Below are 15,420 nucleotides of genomic sequence, written 5' to 3'. Positions count from 1 at the left end.
CTTAGTTCTTCTCCTTGGCTTCCAGCTTTTGACACTCAGGACAGACGCCGTTAAACACGATGTCATGGTCTTCCATTTTAAAACCGGTGACTTCGCCTACTTTTTCGTCCAGCCCTTCTATATAGTCCATATCCTCAACATTCATAAACATACCGCAATGAGTACATTTTATGTGATAATGCCTGGTCAGGATATGGTCAAAACGATCAGCGCCGCTTGGTACGGAAACCTTGCCCAACAGGCCGCTTTCTACCAGCGAATTAAGATTTCTGTACACAGTGCCTTTGCTTATATCAGGATATTCCATAGTAATACGGTCATACACTTCTTCGGCAGTGGGGTGATCTGCTAAAAATCTTACGGCAGCTATAACTAACTGCCTTTGGATAGTGTTTCTCTTAGTCATATATACCTCTCCTATCGAAACTTATTCTTAATTAGAATTATACACCCAATTAAATCATTGTCAAGCATTTTCACTGTTTTTTCACCTGCACAAACAGCATTTTTACCAGTCCGGACAGTAACTGTTTTTGCAAATTGCGAAATCAATATCGATAAGTTTTTTTCATAAAATAGTACTTAAACAAATCAGATAATTCATAAAGGAATCAGCTTCATTGACAACCGGGAAGCAGGCGACGTATAATTTAGGCAGCAGTTAACCGCTCCAACACAAGCAGCTTCAATAATAAAACATCTATCGAGGTCCATATGCAAACACTAACATTAGACAAACTTGCCATTGGTCAAAAAGCAACTATCACTACTGTCGGCGGTGAAGGAATCCTGCGCCGCCGTTTTTTAGATATGGGGCTGACCCCCAAAACCAAAGTCATGGTACGTAAAAAAGCCCCCTTAGGCGACCCGATCGAAATTTTTCTGCGTGGCTATGAGCTCACTCTAAGGCTGGATGACGCCAATAAGATCACCGTTGCACCGGAGGAACCATGAGCCTTACCTTCGCCCTCGTCGGCAACCAAAACTGCGGCAAAAGCACACTTTTCAACTATCTGACCGGCAGCAATCAGCACGTCGGCAACTTTCCCGGCGTCACGGTCCAGAAAAAAGAAGGCCGCCTGCTGAACAATAAAGATGTCACCGTCATTGATCTGCCGGGCATTTATTCGCTGTCGCCCTATACCTCGGAAGAAATCGTGACCCGTGACCTGCTTTTACGCAGCAAACCTGATATCATCATCAACGTTATCGACGCTACCAATATTGAACGCAGTCTCTATCTTTCCCTGCAGCTCATCGAACTCAACACCCCGATGATCATGGCCCTGAATATGATGGATGAACTTACGGCCAGCGGCGGTTCTATCGATATCAAAAAAATAGAAGACCGCCTTACCGTACCGGTCGTCCCAATCACAGCCAATTCAGGTGCCGGCGTTGACGAACTGCTTTCACGCGCCCAGAAAACCGCTCATGATAAAAAAATGCCTGAACGACTCGACTTTTGTTCAGGCGTCACTCATATGGCAATTCATTCTATCGCCCACCTGATCGAAGCCAAAGTCCGCAGCAAAGGACTGCCGCTGCGATTTTCGGCAACAAAACTCATTGAAGGCGATGAACCACTGGTAAAAGAGCTTGAACTGACAGCCAACGAGCTGGATATTATTGACCATGTCACCAAAGACTTGGAAATAGCTTTAGATACAGATAAAGAAGCGGCGCTGGCCGATATGCGCTACACTTATATTGAAGAATTATGTTCCTACGCCGTACATAAACCACAAGAAACAATTGCTCAGATGAGGTCAGTCAAAATCGACCATTATCTGACCCATAAATATTTTGCAATACCTATTTTCCTGCTGACTATCTTCACCATTTTTTGGCTCACCTTCGATGTTATCGGCGCCGCATTAAGCGACTGGCTCGAAATCGGCATCAGTTCCGTTACTGAAGCCGCCGATCTGGGTCTTACTGCAATCGGCCTCAGTGCTCCTATCCATTCCCTCATTATTGACGGTATTTTTACAGGTGTAGGGAGCGTCCTTTCCTTCCTGCCAACTATTGTTACACTTTTTTTCTTTCTATCCATGCTTGAAGACAGTGGTTATATGGCCCGGATTGCCTTTGTTATGGACAAACTGCTGAGAAAAATTGGCCTATCCGGTTCTTCATTCGTTCCTATGCTGATAGGATTCGGCTGCAGCGTCCCGGCCATTATGGCCACACGTACCCTTGCCAGCGAACGTGACCGCAAAATGACCATGATTCTCACACCATTTATGTCCTGCAGTGCTAAACTGCCGATCTACGGTGTTTTTATATCAGCCTTTTTTGCCGATAACAAAGCCGCGGTTATGATGTTCCTGTATTTATTGGGAATCTTCATTGCAATCGCTTCAGGACTGCTTTTAAAAACCTTTGTTTATAACGGTCAGCCAGTTCCTTTTGTTATGGAGCTGCCCGCCTATCGTCTGCCAACAGCCCGCAATATCATGCTGCATATGTGGAGCAAGGCCAAAGACTTCTTATACAAAGCCTTTACTGTTATCTTCGTTGCCAGCATCGTCATCTGGCTGCTGCAAAGCTTTGACACCAGATTCTATATGGTAGACAATCCCGAAAACAGTATGCTGGCCGGTATAGGCAGTTTTATTGCACCATTCTTCGCTCCGCTTGGATTCGGCGACTGGCGTGCTGCAACGGCACTTGTTACCGGTCTAACAGCCAAAGAAGTTGTCATCAGCACTCTATCTGTCCTGATGGGAGGAGACGGCGATATACCCGGTACAGCGCTACAAAGTATCTTTACACCACTGACTGCTCTAAGCTTCCTAACTTTTTCTCTGCTTTATCCCCCCTGCATAGCAGCTCTCGCCGCAATCAGACGCGAAATGAATTCTACGGTGGAGACATTTTATATCATGTCCTACCAGATAATCACCTCCTGGATCGTCGCTTTCATTGTCTATAATCTTGGTAAAATACTTGGATTTAAATAAAAAAGATCCAGCTTCTTAAAAGGAGCTGGATCTTTTTTATTATCTAACACTTACTCTGTTTAAAACAACTATAGCTGCAATAATATTTGTGCTTACGTCCTGCATAAACGGCATATTCCTAATAAATACAACTAAAGGAACCGTTTCATTACTGAATTTTTCTCTGAAAACTTCCGCATCGTTTCTCAGTTACGTTTTTATAAACAAAGCCAGGGCCGTTATTAAATAACAGCCCTGGCTCGGGGAATATTTCCAAACAGAACAGAGGGTTGCAATGTTCTGCCGAAAAGCAGATATTATTTTAACAAATTGTTAGAAAGTCCAGCGTGCACCAACATTCCAGCTCCAATCTTTTTTGAAATCGCCGCCGGCACTGCGTTCAAAGTCCAGATAAACATGATTATTCGTGCCTGTCTGGATAGCCGCTCCAATGCCATACTCAAACCATGTATCTTTAAAACTGCGGTCTATCTTTATCCGACTGCCGCTGCTATCAGTCATCGCAGCGTGGTAACCACCGCCGAATTCATGCAGCAGATTGGCTTTTAAATAAATATTCGTTTTCTCATCGATATCCTTGCCCAAGTTAAAACCTATGCGCCCTAAAGCACTGCGAATTCCACCCTGGCGTACTGCTATGCCATTACTGGTAGTATAGTTATCACCGCCTAAATAACCAAGGGTCAGCTGCCCCTGTGGTTCTATATACCAACCTTTATCATCAATCATTTTCTTACGGCCATATTCACTGCTCAACGAAATACCGACATTGTGCATATCACCGCGTATTTTTTTACCATTTTCATCAAACATTTTAAAATTGGTATCCATATGGTGGAACCTTAATACTACATCCAGATAATGTCCTTTATTACCCATTTCGGTAACATAAAAATTCATGGCCCGACTATGATTATCACCACTACCGCGGGAGTAACTGGCACCACCATCAGCATAGCTAATAGATACACCACCGTACCGCGTATAATTTGGCTTTTCCTTCATTACTTCATCGTAGCCTAATTCATAATGAGTATATTTATTTTTGAAGCCAAAATTACCGCTGCGCCCTATTTTTGCGCCCTTGACCCTGAGCCAAACACCTTTTTCATCCACGCCATTATGACGTAAGTCTCCCAACCTTTTCATCAACTGATCATGATCAAGCCATGTATAATAAGCTAAGGCTCCGGCTGATACCGCACCATCTACACCCGGTGTCGGCTTTTCTTCAGGATCAACGGTCGTCACAGCTTTTAAATACCAGTCAGTAGTATAATTAGAGTCATACGTATTATCTTTTTTATCCAGCTCGTAACGCTGATAGTACAGTGTACCTTCTCCATCAACTGCAGTAAATATCCCGTTATTGTTTTTTACGCTTGCCAGTACCGTATTTTCAGCCTCTATACCTGTATAAAGACCGGTGATTTCATTTAAGGCGATCGCATGCGTACCATCAAAAGTATCGGTCACATAAATACGATCGCTGTTATTGACATTGGTCGTTCCATCAATATCCAAAACAAAATAACCGCCATTACCACTGAGATTTTCAGTAGTGAGACTGCTGAACGCACCTCCGTCTTTCGTCATATCCACTACTGATTTATTGTTAGTAAAATTTGTCAGTGAAGACGATCCTGTCATACGCCACATGCTGTCGGTCATATCAAGGTCTATAATGCCGGAATTTTCTGTTTCCGACTTACCTGCGAACAGCGAATTCGCCGCCATAGACAGTTCTATACTGCCGCTGTTATCAGCAAGCATATTACCAAGAACAGTAAATCTGCTGTCAGCGGTAATCCCTTCTATTTTCCCACCGTTATCAGCATAAACAGCATAACTGTCCGGATCTGCTGCACTGATATCAGCTCCGCCGTTAAATTTGATACTGCCGTCGGCAGAGTCGGCATAGGCAGCATGAGAACCTGTTCCCTGTGCACTGAGCCGTAATCCGTCTCCTGTTTCAATAACACCACGGGAGGCATAAATACCATGTGAGCCACTGCCTTTAGTAGTTACGCTAATATCATCACCTAAAGAAATCTCCGCATCCAGCATATCGGTATAAACACCATGTGACTGATTCCCTTGAGTATAAACGGTAGAATCACTACCAACCTTCACTTTGGCTGCTTTTTCTTCACTGCCTTTAGATGATGCGGCAGCATAGACTTCGATACCGTGTGCCTTGTCACCAGATGTTGTAAGGTAGTTGCGTCCATTCAATGTTGTCGTACTTGCACCATCCACTTTAACTGCCGACGCCGCGGTACCAGCAGTAAAAATATTAACATGCGATTCAGCATTTACAGCAGCTTTATTATTATAAATACCATGGGCATTATCTTTAGCTGTAGTAATAACAGCCAGTGCCTCTGTGCCGTCACTGTAATGATTAAGATTAACCTGCCCGCTAAGCGCATGAATTGCCGTTGCGTCCTGCCCTGTAGTATCTATAAACAGGTTACCGTGGAAATTTGTAGTGCCGGATTTATTATAAACGCCATGCGCTCCTATATCACTACCGCTTCCTCGTCCCCATTTCCCACTGTCACCGGCAGTAGTTATTTTAGTAGTACCAAAAAATTCTGTAGTACCGCCTGCCAGTTCAGTTACTACTGCAGCGCTGCCAGCTCCGGTTGTATTGATCTGAGTGTTACCGGTAAGCTTAACATGTGCGCCGGTAGTTGGAGTAACGCCATAGGGGGTAGCGCCGTTCCAAATGCCGAATGCTGGCACATAACGATCTATATATGCCACATCACCGCTTAAATTGATAACCGTATTACCATTGAATTCAACCGTACCATTGATAGCACGTAATCCAGAACCACCGGCGCCGACCATATTTATATTTGTATCGCCGTTGATAACAGTGCTGCCATGATCGTGACGAATGGCATAGGCTTCTGCCGCAGAAGCCGAATCCGAGAAATTTGTATTACCATTAATAGTTATCTGAGAATTTGTAGCTGAAGCTCCTGTCCAAATGCCGTAACCGCGATTATATCCATTGTTTTCAAAATTGATATTATCCGCATTTATAACAACGTTCTGATTATTGTTGGCAACATAGATCCCAGCTACTTCATCATATTTAGTACTTTGCCCGCCAGCAGCATCCAAAGCCATGGTAACGTTATAACCTGCTTTGTCTATTAGGAGGCTGGCACCATCGTTATGCAGTCTGACTGCATTGGTATGTGCATAAGAATTATCATTGTAAGTGCGAATTTCTACATGTCCGTCACCGTCAATAATAATAGCTTCATCGGTCCGTATACTTAAAGCACTGCCATGAGCACCAGTCTGATTATCGGCATCATTGATAACTTTAACTGTACCTGTGATACGGCTGCCACCAGTAATATTGACATATTCTGTATTCGTTTCCAGACCTGACGGCATATCCCCATTGATGACTTTTTCACTGGCAACAGCCGCTACTGCAGTACTAGCAATGCCTATACTGCAAAAGAAACCGGCAGCCAACAATGAATACATTACTTTTTTCTGCAATAAATCTTGTTTTTTGTTGTTAAACTGTGTTTTTTTCATAACCCTCTCACCTTTCTTGAAATAAAAGTTGCAACATATAAAAAAATTTCCCCAAATTTTTTGCTGCCATTGTAAGATTTTCAGTTATTTACTGTAATAAGTTTTATTTTTTATTCCTAATATTTTAAACCATTCTCTTTATGTAATTTATTAATCTTTATATTTAATATTATGTCTATAAGTTATTTTTGATATAATATCATATTCGTCCCCCCCGCAAGACATTTTTACTTTTGCTATATATTTTAGTTTGAGAAGTCTTGCAAAAACTACTTTCACTAAAAAAGCTGCCGATTTCACCGGCAGCTTGGATAAATGATACCATTTAAAATATAAAAAAGCGCAATGTTATAAACATTGCGCTTTTAGCTTATTCTCAATCATGTAGGTATGGCGCTTCATAATCCGAAGGTAACCAGAAAAGCCTGATCGGCAAATTTGATGCACCAGGCGGTGACCAAGTGAAGCGACCTTCACTATTTGGTTCAAGTCGGGCTATGCAAAATCCTTCTTCTCCTAAACGACCAAAGGCTGGGCTCTCTGGAATATTAATGATTTTCCTTTGGCCGCCCTGCTCTAAAACCCCTACGCCAGCGAACATCCCTCCCCAGGGATTGAGCCAAAGTTCATAGGGCTTATCGCCTTTTAATTTATAATCAATATTATAAATTACTCCATAATTACCATAATTTTCAGCAGGCAGGCCGGTAGTTGCATCAGTACCGCGCAGATATTCGCCGGTCTGGCTGTCTGCCAAAAGCAGAGCATAACCGGCGCCGGCTTCAGTATCAATAGAATGCTGAAGTTTATAGTTTAGATCAGCTTTGACAAAAGTACCGCGCAGCGGATGCTCATCCATCGGCAGCTGTTTAGCCAAAGCAGAAAAAAGTTCAATATCTGTTTTCGGATCGCACATCAACACTGTTACTTCAACCGGTCGGTCACTAAAAAAGTCGATAGTACCGGTCAACAGTTGATCGGTGGGCAACAACATGCCTTCGCCACCTAAAAGCTCCAGCGTTTTACCAAAGCCAAGTGTACTGTTTTTTGATTTTTGTTCCTCGAAATAATATTCCTGAGATTTTTTGCCAACCGCCTGGTAGTCATGACTGGGACCGTCTATACCACTGCGTGTCACTGTAAAATTTACAGGTCGCAGCCCGTTATTTTTAACAACGATCGCAAGCTTTTTCAATTTACTTGTACCATTGACATGATGAAAAAACAACCGACCTTCACCTTGCAGTGTATCACGATATAAAATACCAGTCTCATAAACCATTTCCGGGCTGTCAGAAAACAGTAACTTCGGGCCCTCAGCTTTCACCTTAGCCCGCAGTTCCTGATGCTCTGGAACTCCCTGTTCAGGCCAGACAGCCTGAGTAAAACCTGTCGCCGGAACATTCACAAGAAAGCCGCACATGCATGCGGCTAAAAGATTTCCTAAAATTTTTTTCATAAGTATAATTCGTCCCCGACAGTTATCACAAACTGTTTTCATAATCTTGCAAAAATTTTTCCAGACCTTTATCTGTAAGCGGATGCAGCAGCATTTGTTCCAGCACATTGGTAGGAATTGTCGCAATCTGCGCACCTGCCAGCATAACCTGATTTACATGGTCAAGATTGCGGATACTGGCCGCAATGATTTCTGTCTTCAAGCCATACTGCTTAAATATTTTCACCATATTGGCAACCAGCTGCACGCCGTCTTCACCGATATCATCTAATCGGCCAATAAAAGGGCTGACATAAGATGCTCCGGCATTGGCAGCCAATATTGCCTGCGACAAACTGAAAACCAGCGTAACATTAGTTTTGATCCCTTCGGCACTTAGTATTCTTACTGCTTTTAAGCCTTCAGCAATACATGGAATCTTAACAACGATATTATCGGCTATCTGAGCTAACAGACGCGCTTCGCGCACCATACCAGCACATTCGGTACTGATTACTTCAGCGCTGACAGGACCCGTTACCAATTTGCAGATTTCAGGGATTACTTCAGCCTGTGTATGACCGCTCTTGGCAATCAGGCTGGGATTAGTGGTAACACCATAAACGATACCCAACTCCGCCATGCCGGCTATTTCATCGACATCAGCGGTATCCATAAAAATTTTCATCAATAAACCCTCTTTCCTACTGAAACTGTACAATTTTAAGGTAATACAATTACCTTGGTAGCATTGGTCTGACCCGGCAGACTCATGGTCATGATACTGTACCATGCCATGATACGGTCACCTTCTTTGATATTCTGATAATCTTCATAAACATCTTTGCTGACCGTTACGATGATATCGCGGTTTGAATTAAGCAAACGCACAGATTCTCCGTTTTCACTTGGAGTAACTTTTTCAACATGCATATACTTACCTTGTTTTTCATTGTTTTTCCCAAAAACAATAGCAAATCCTTCCGCTTGAGGCGGATAGCTGCGGGTCATTTTACTGGAATAATAAGCTGTTACTTTACGGCCTTTTTTCAGGGCGCGATCACCTTTCAGATCTCCGTCTTTACCATCGATAAGCAATGTCTTATCCGTTACGATAACTGTGGCTACAGGATAATTGCCATCGCCTTTTACTGTCACTTTATCACCGTCAACAGCAATTATTTCACCGGTAGTGGCCATCACGTCACGTACCGGACTAGGATAAATTTTTTCCGGCTCTGTCGCACTGACGATCCCTAATCCCAGTGTAAATAAGCAAACTAAAGTTAAAATAAATGTGCGTTGTAATTTCATGATCACAACTCCTCTCATAGGTTCGTACTTTTTATATTATAGCAAACCTTTGTGACAAATGCGTGTTATTTTAATAACTTAATCACGATAAAAATCTTACCTATATTAAAAGAGCCCGCTATGCGAGCCCTTTCTTATTTGTTAGTATAGGCAATAGCAAGCTCCGTAAGCATGGCCACCGCTTTATAAAGGCACTTTTCATCAAAATCAAAGCAGCTGTTATGATGTCCGGCTGCAATTTCAGTACCATACATCAGGTAAGCTGCACGTCCGCCGTTCTGCTGTACTCTTTCCATAAAATAAGAACAATCTTCACTGCCACCTAAATCCATATAATCAACGACTTGACCATACTGTCCACAAGCTTCAGCAAGCGCCTTGATTTCGGCTCCCAATTCATGGTCAGCCACACAGGCTGGCGCACCTCCCGCTTCACTTACAGTTACGTCGACATTATACATATCGGCAGAAGCTTTGATCATACGACGGGCTTCAGTTACCATAAATTCGTTAATTTCTGTATTGGCACCGCGAGTTTCCATCTTTATAAGCCCGACATCAGGAAGAACATTACGTCCGGTTCCAGCCTGCAAGACACCTACATTAATCCTGGATGCCCCCTGCCCATGACGGGAAATAGAGTGCAGCGCAATACATGATGCAGCAGCTGCTAAAAGGGCATTCCGTCCTCTTTCAGGCGCTGCACCAGCATGGCTTGATTCACCTTTGAAACTGGCATCCAGCTTTGTAGTTGCCAGAAAACCTCCTGTCAGGCAGACCAGAGAATCAGATTTTGTGGCTTTGAAGCCGATATGCCCGCCGAACATATAATCGACATCATCGACAATACCTTTGGCTACCATAGCGCGAGCACCACGTACACCTTCTTCAGCAGGCTGAAAAATAAGTTTAATCGTACCTGCCATTTCTTCCTTATATTCCGATATCAGTTTGGCCAAACCCAATCCAATAGTAACATGGCCGTCATGTCCACAAGCATGCATTTCTTTTGCATGTAATGACTGAAAGCCGCTTTCTAAAGGCCGGTGATCAGCAGTATCACACTCTTCGACATCATTACAGTCCATGTCGAAACGAAAAGCTACTATTTTACCAGGTCGGGAAAATTTCATCACACCCACGACACCGGTTTTACCACCCCGCATCTTTTCAACTAAGTCTGCATCGGCACCTTCACTGACAGCACGTACCATAGCCTGTTCCAGCACTTCTGTTACGGGCAGCCCCATCATTTCCTCTTCAACCAAGGCGTCATCGCCCATATAAACTTCATACCCCAGAGCCTGTAGCTCCTTAATTACTATTGAAGCCGTTCTGAATTCCGTCCAGCCAGTTTCCGGATGACGGTGTAGATCACGACGGCGTTCGACTAATTCGGTCTGCAGCGCTTCTGCTTCCTGCCAGATTTTTTGCATACTTTCATGTCCCCTCTTTCAAAAATCTAAAAAAGTACCAGTTGATCGCTGTCAATAGGCATCAAAGCATCGGCCGGTGTTTGTTTTCTGTTTTTATCTGTTACCCATTTGCCGCAACCAGGGCAGCTCATACTAGCTGTCCGGACAGCCCAGGCCAGATGTTTGCCGCACTTAGGGCAAATAAATTCGACCTGCATTATTTCGCTTGCTTTGCGCTTTTCCATGGCTATTGCTTCGCACCTTTCATTTGTACTCTTTGGTTTATTATACTATACTGCGCCGAACTTTGCAGGCATTTTTATCAGTAACATACATAGACAAATACTGAAAAATGGGCTATTCTATAAATAAGATGATTGTAGAAATAAAAAAGCGAGGTAATATCATGGCTGGGTTAGCAAAAGAATTTGAACAGCTTGGTTGCTGGGAATCGGCAACAGAGGAAGAAAATATTGTTATTTATGGAATGGATTTCGAAGACGAAAAAGTTTTTATTGTCTTTACGGATGATATGGGAAAAACCCCTGTCGATGCAAAAGCTTCTCTTGTTGCCGCCTGCTATAGCGAAGATGATTGTTTTTACTGGGGCAAAGAACTGGAAAACTTCGCTGCCTGGCAACATATGTGCAACGAATACAAACCCGGCTCGTCTGCATTGCTGCATGCTTTGGAAGTCTATGAATTACCTAAAAATAAAAATAAAACTAAATAAATAAAAGCCTGCTGCTTTAAGCGGCAGGCTTTTATTTATTTAGTTAGTTAAGTTTAAAAGTCACTTCAACACTGGCGTCAATTTTTAAAGTTCCCGGCATCAGTTGTGTAGGAGCTGCCACATCGGCCGCTAAAGAACGTTTATAATTCGTTCCAGCCGCAACCATGGTCTCACCGTTATAATCACTGATATCTGCACTAAGCATTTCACCAAGATTACGACCGCCGGCATTAGCTACGATAGCAGCCTTAGCACGGGCGTTATCAACAGCAGCCGCTAAAAGCTGACGCTGCACATTGCTTTCTTCACTTAAAGCAAAGCTTACCTGATTAACATTCGTCACGCCTTCCTGGACTGTTTTATCAATAATATCACCAAGTTTTTTCAAATCGTCAACCTTGATCCGTAAAGTAGTATTCAAAGCATAGCCTTTTTGCTTATTTTTACCGTTGACGTTTTCATAGTCAGGATACAAATTATAGCTTGAGCTTTGGATATTGTTTTCACTGATCGCCATCCCTAACAAAGCCCGACGTACTTTCTGACTTGCTTCTGCCACCTGAGTGCGCACAGACTCAGCCGTATCGCCCTTAACACTAATTCCAAGTGTTAGATAAGCCATATCAGGTGCTACTTCCTGCTTAGCAATACCTCTGACAGATATCGTATTAGCTTCGGCTGCCATAGCGTCCCCCTGCATTGAGAATAAACTTACGGCAACAACTGCTGCAGCTGCCAGTGTTTTTATTTTTTTCATAGTAAAACCTCCCAATTCATTATGCCTTCATTATAGCATTGAATATGTGGCAAAACTATGTTTTTCAGTATTCTTCACCTAGATGTTACTTTTCCATCACAAAATCGTCACTGCTATTGCCAATTTACAAAAAAAATTTTACAATTATATAAGCATTTAAACTTAGAAAAGAGGTCATCATCATGGAACGCAAAGTCATCCAAGTAGAGGAACGCCCGCCGCTTCTGCTCAACATTCCACTCAGTATTCAACATCTGTTTGCAATGTTTGGCGCAACTGTCCTCGTCCCATTTCTCTTCAACGTAAATCCTACTACCTGCCTGTTTATGAACGGTATTGGTACATTACTCTATCTGTTTCTCACTAAGGGTAAAATACCTTCTTATCTTGGTTCCAGTTTCGCTTTTATTTCCCCTGTAATGGTTATTTTAAGTACTTCCAGTTATTCTGACGCTCAATCTGGTTTTATCGTTTTCGGTCTTATCTTTATTTTATTCTCACTTATCATCAAATATACTGGTACAGGCTGGATAGACATCATTTTCCCACCAGCCTGCATGGGTGCTATCATCGCTGTTATCGGACTGGAGCTTGCTCCTACCGCAGCAGGTATGGCAGGTCTTACCGGTGACGTAATAGATTTCAGAAATATTGCCGTTTCCATGTTTACCTTAGCCGTAACAATTATCGGTTCTGTTGCTTTTAAAGGCTTTATGGCTATTATTCCAATTTTATTTGGTGTTATCTGCGGTTACATCTTTTCATTCTTCATGGGCCTGGTAGACTTAGCTCCTGTAGCAGCAGCTCCATGGTTCCAAATGCCGCACTTTTATCAGCCAACCTTTAATCTCAATGCTATCCTGATTATTGCTCCGGCGGCCTTAGTAGTACTGGCCGAACATATCGGTCATTTAGTAGTTACAGGCAATGTAGTAGAACGTAATCTGATCAAAGATCCCGGTCTCGCACGCTCCCTTTTTGCTGATGGCTGTTCCAACGTTCTGTCCGGCTTCTTCGGTGCTACACCCAATACTACTTACGGTGAAAATATCGGCGTTATGGCTATAACCAAAGTTTATAGCGTGTGGGTCATCGGTGGTGCTGCAGTAATGGCAATTTGTCTTTCCTTTGTCGGTAAACTATCCGAACTTATTCGCAGCATCCCAGTACCAGTCATGGGCGGTGTCTGCATTCTGCTGTTCGGCGTTATTGCCGCATCCGGTATCAGGGTTCTTGTTGAAAGCAAGGTCGATTACAGTAAGTCTGCTAATCTCGTAATGTCCTCTGTAATTATGATAGTTGGTCTCAGCGGAGCCAAGCTTACCTTTGGAACGATCAGCGTTCAGGGTATGGTGCTTGCCACACTGGTTGCGATTTTAATGAGCTTGACTTTTAAATTACTTGATTCTTTAGGTTTAATGCGCAATGATTAATAAAAAAATCCTTACCTTTTTAGGTAAGGATTTTTTATCGTTGCCTTCCACACATAGTATCAACGGACTTCCATATCTACTTTTTTTACAGCTTTAACAGCAGTGGTATCTCCATGCACTGTTTTATGCTGTGATTCTGAAGCATATTTTTTAATAAGCACACTGACCAATCCAGATTCTGCCAAAGCTCCAGGACCGTCTATACAGCCGTTAACGCAAGCCATACCTTCAAAATACTGACATGGTAATTTACCTGATGCCAGTTTTTTCATATCGTCTAAACAAGCCTCAAGTCCACTGGCATAATGAGCTTGGACCTGAGTTTCCTCTAACTCTTCCAAGGTATGGTTCAATGCACCCTGGACTCCTTTCAGCAATGGGAAACTAATCCCAAACCCAGAAGCTTGGTTTATATAGCTTTCTGAAGCAAGCGTTGCCGGATCTATTTCAGCACCCGCCATCATACAAGCAAGTTCTTCAAACGTCAGCACATAATCAATAGCATCACTAAACTTCCTTGCTTCACCTTTCTTAGCTATGCATGGACCGATAAAAACTGTAACAGCTTCAGGATATTCAGATTTTACATAGCGTCCGCAAGCAACCATTGGTGAAACAGTAGTAGATACTTTATCCGCCTCATTTGGCAAATGTTTTTGTATCAGTGCAACAAAAGCCGGACAACAGGAATTAGTCATATATTTTTGGCGTGCCGGAACTTTTTCCATAAATTCTTTCGTTTCGTGTAAAGCCGTCATATCAGCTCCGACTGCAACTTCTTCAATCGCGGCGAATCCCATCTTTTTTAATGCTGCCACAATTTGCGGCGGAGTCACTTTAAAACCCATCTGACCAATAAACGAAGGTGCCAGTAAAGCATGTACTCGCTGCCCTGCTCTAATAGCCTGAATGATCTGCACAATATTACTGCGTTCATCAATGGCGCCAAACGGACAAGCACTGCGACAGGAACCGCACTCCACACATTTAGAAGTATCAATCTTTGCTTTTCTGTCTGCACCCGCATGGATAGCATTAAGAGCACAGGATCTCTCACACGGCCGACTGATCTCAATAATAGCTCCATAAGGACAAACTTTTTTACACATACCACATTCAATGCATTTTGTTTTATCTATATAGGCTCGATTTTGATGGATAGTGATAGCCTTCTTAGGACATTTATTCATGCATTTATGGGCTACACAGTGCCGGCAAGCGTCAGTGACCAAAAATTTATCAATTGGACATTGGTCACAAGCTTCCGGCAAGACATCAATAATAGGCAGCGCTTTATTAACAGGCTCTGTTAACGCAATTTTTGATGCCTCGACAATATTCAATCCAACCGTAAGCCCCAGTGCCATATTGATGCGATTTTTCAGTACAGCCCGTTCCTTATGCACACAGCAACGAACACGAGGACTGTCTTCTGTTACAACGCTATAAAGTATATCATAAATATGCTCTGGTAAAGTCCCTTGCCAGGTAAAGCGTGCTAAACCGGTTAATACTGCCCGGCGAAATTTCGTGACTTCAGTCAGTTCCATATGGTATACCTCCAGTGTAAAGTTTTATACATTATTATTGTAACGTTTTTTATCTTAAACAGCAAATAAAAGTACTTAGAAAATTACAATGGAGCCTATAGAAAACTTCTATACAAAAAAAAATAACCATACCGTATGGTATGGTTATTTTTTAACCGGCAGCTTTCTATCCTCCCAGGCCGCTTCCAGCCAAGTACTTTCGACGTTTAAGGGCTTAACTACTGTGTTCGGGATGAGAACAGGTGGA

Annotated in this window: 13 protein-coding genes and 1 rRNA gene; 4 read left to right on the top strand and 10 right to left on the bottom strand. The window is 42.8% G+C overall.

Features of this window, described 5'->3' with window-relative positions; translation table 11 throughout:
* Position 1: 1 nt before the first annotated feature.
* Complete coding sequence (locus tag C8D73_RS09755) at positions 2 to 406, bottom strand: Fur family transcriptional regulator (protein ID WP_021717441.1); 405 nt, start codon at positions 404 to 406, stop codon at positions 2 to 4.
* A 308-nt stretch (positions 407 to 714) separates the two neighbouring features.
* Here C8D73_RS09755 and C8D73_RS09750 point away from each other — a divergent pair, with 308 nt between their 5' ends.
* Positions 715 to 954 carry a FeoA family protein gene (locus C8D73_RS09750; RefSeq protein ID WP_021717442.1) on the top strand — a complete coding sequence of 80 codons (240 nt, stop codon included), beginning with the start codon at positions 715 to 717 and terminating at the stop codon, positions 952 to 954.
* Complete coding sequence (gene feoB / locus C8D73_RS09745) at positions 951 to 2,966, top strand: ferrous iron transport protein B (RefSeq protein WP_113078082.1); 2,016 nt, start codon at positions 951 to 953, stop codon at positions 2,964 to 2,966. Before C8D73_RS09750 ends, feoB begins: the two co-directional genes overlap by 4 nt.
* A 312-nt stretch (positions 2,967 to 3,278) precedes the next feature.
* On the opposite strand, the gene C8D73_RS09740 is transcribed toward feoB, so the two are convergent.
* The 6 genes from C8D73_RS09740 to C8D73_RS09715 all read right to left on the bottom strand — a co-directional run bounded on the left by C8D73_RS09740 (position 3,279) and on the right by C8D73_RS09715 (position 10,945).
* Positions 3,279 to 6,533, bottom strand: a complete 3,255-nt coding sequence (locus C8D73_RS09740; protein WP_113078081.1) for an autotransporter outer membrane beta-barrel domain-containing protein — start codon at positions 6,531 to 6,533, stop codon at positions 3,279 to 3,281.
* A 376-nt stretch (positions 6,534 to 6,909) separates the two neighbouring features.
* Positions 6,910 to 7,992: a copper amine oxidase gene (locus C8D73_RS09735; protein ID WP_113078080.1), complete on the bottom strand. Its 1,083-nt coding sequence runs from the start codon at positions 7,990 to 7,992 to the stop codon at positions 6,910 to 6,912.
* A gap of 25 nt (positions 7,993 to 8,017) precedes the next feature.
* Positions 8,018 to 8,659, bottom strand: coding sequence for a fructose-6-phosphate aldolase (fsa, locus tag C8D73_RS09730; RefSeq protein WP_113078079.1), 642 nt, complete (start codon positions 8,657 to 8,659; stop codon positions 8,018 to 8,020).
* A 35-nt stretch (positions 8,660 to 8,694) separates the two neighbouring features.
* Positions 8,695 to 9,285, bottom strand: coding sequence for a DUF3221 domain-containing protein (locus tag C8D73_RS09725; protein WP_021717448.1), 591 nt, complete (start codon positions 9,283 to 9,285; stop codon positions 8,695 to 8,697).
* Positions 9,286 to 9,419: 134 nt separating this feature from the next.
* On the bottom strand, positions 9,420 to 10,721 hold the full coding sequence (locus C8D73_RS09720; protein ID WP_021717449.1) for an amidohydrolase: 1,302 nt from the start codon (positions 10,719 to 10,721) through the stop codon (positions 9,420 to 9,422).
* A 26-nt stretch (positions 10,722 to 10,747) separates the two neighbouring features.
* Complete coding sequence (locus tag C8D73_RS09715) at positions 10,748 to 10,945, bottom strand: TFIIB-type zinc ribbon-containing protein (RefSeq protein ID WP_113078077.1); 198 nt, start codon at positions 10,943 to 10,945, stop codon at positions 10,748 to 10,750.
* A gap of 161 nt (positions 10,946 to 11,106) precedes the next feature.
* Between C8D73_RS09715 and C8D73_RS09710 the strand changes: the two genes are divergently transcribed.
* Positions 11,107 to 11,433, top strand: a complete 327-nt coding sequence (locus tag C8D73_RS09710) for a hypothetical protein (protein ID WP_113078076.1) — start codon at positions 11,107 to 11,109, stop codon at positions 11,431 to 11,433.
* Positions 11,434 to 11,476: 43 nt separating this feature from the next.
* Here the strand turns inward: C8D73_RS09710 and C8D73_RS09705 are convergent, their stop codons facing one another.
* Positions 11,477 to 12,190, bottom strand: a complete 714-nt coding sequence (locus C8D73_RS09705; RefSeq protein WP_021717452.1) for an SIMPL domain-containing protein — start codon at positions 12,188 to 12,190, stop codon at positions 11,477 to 11,479.
* 182 nt (positions 12,191 to 12,372) lie between these two features.
* On the opposite strand from C8D73_RS09705, the gene uraA reads away from it, so the two are divergent.
* Complete coding sequence (uraA, locus tag C8D73_RS09700) at positions 12,373 to 13,623, top strand: uracil permease (RefSeq protein ID WP_021717453.1); 1,251 nt, start codon at positions 12,373 to 12,375, stop codon at positions 13,621 to 13,623.
* A 59-nt stretch (positions 13,624 to 13,682) separates the two neighbouring features.
* On the opposite strand, the gene C8D73_RS09695 is transcribed toward uraA, so the two are convergent.
* Positions 13,683 to 15,173, bottom strand: a complete 1,491-nt coding sequence (locus C8D73_RS09695; RefSeq protein ID WP_113078075.1) for a 4Fe-4S dicluster domain-containing protein — start codon at positions 15,171 to 15,173, stop codon at positions 13,683 to 13,685.
* Positions 15,174 to 15,326: 153 nt separating this feature from the next.
* Positions 15,327 to 15,420: ribosomal RNA gene (gene rrf, locus C8D73_RS09690) — 5S ribosomal RNA — on the bottom strand; the annotation flags it as partial.

The sequence above is a fragment of the Phascolarctobacterium faecium DSM 14760 genome, from assembly GCF_003269275.1.
Classification (GTDB): domain Bacteria; phylum Bacillota; class Negativicutes; order Acidaminococcales; family Acidaminococcaceae; genus Phascolarctobacterium; species Phascolarctobacterium faecium.
This window is presented reverse-complemented; position numbering and strand designations above follow the sequence as displayed.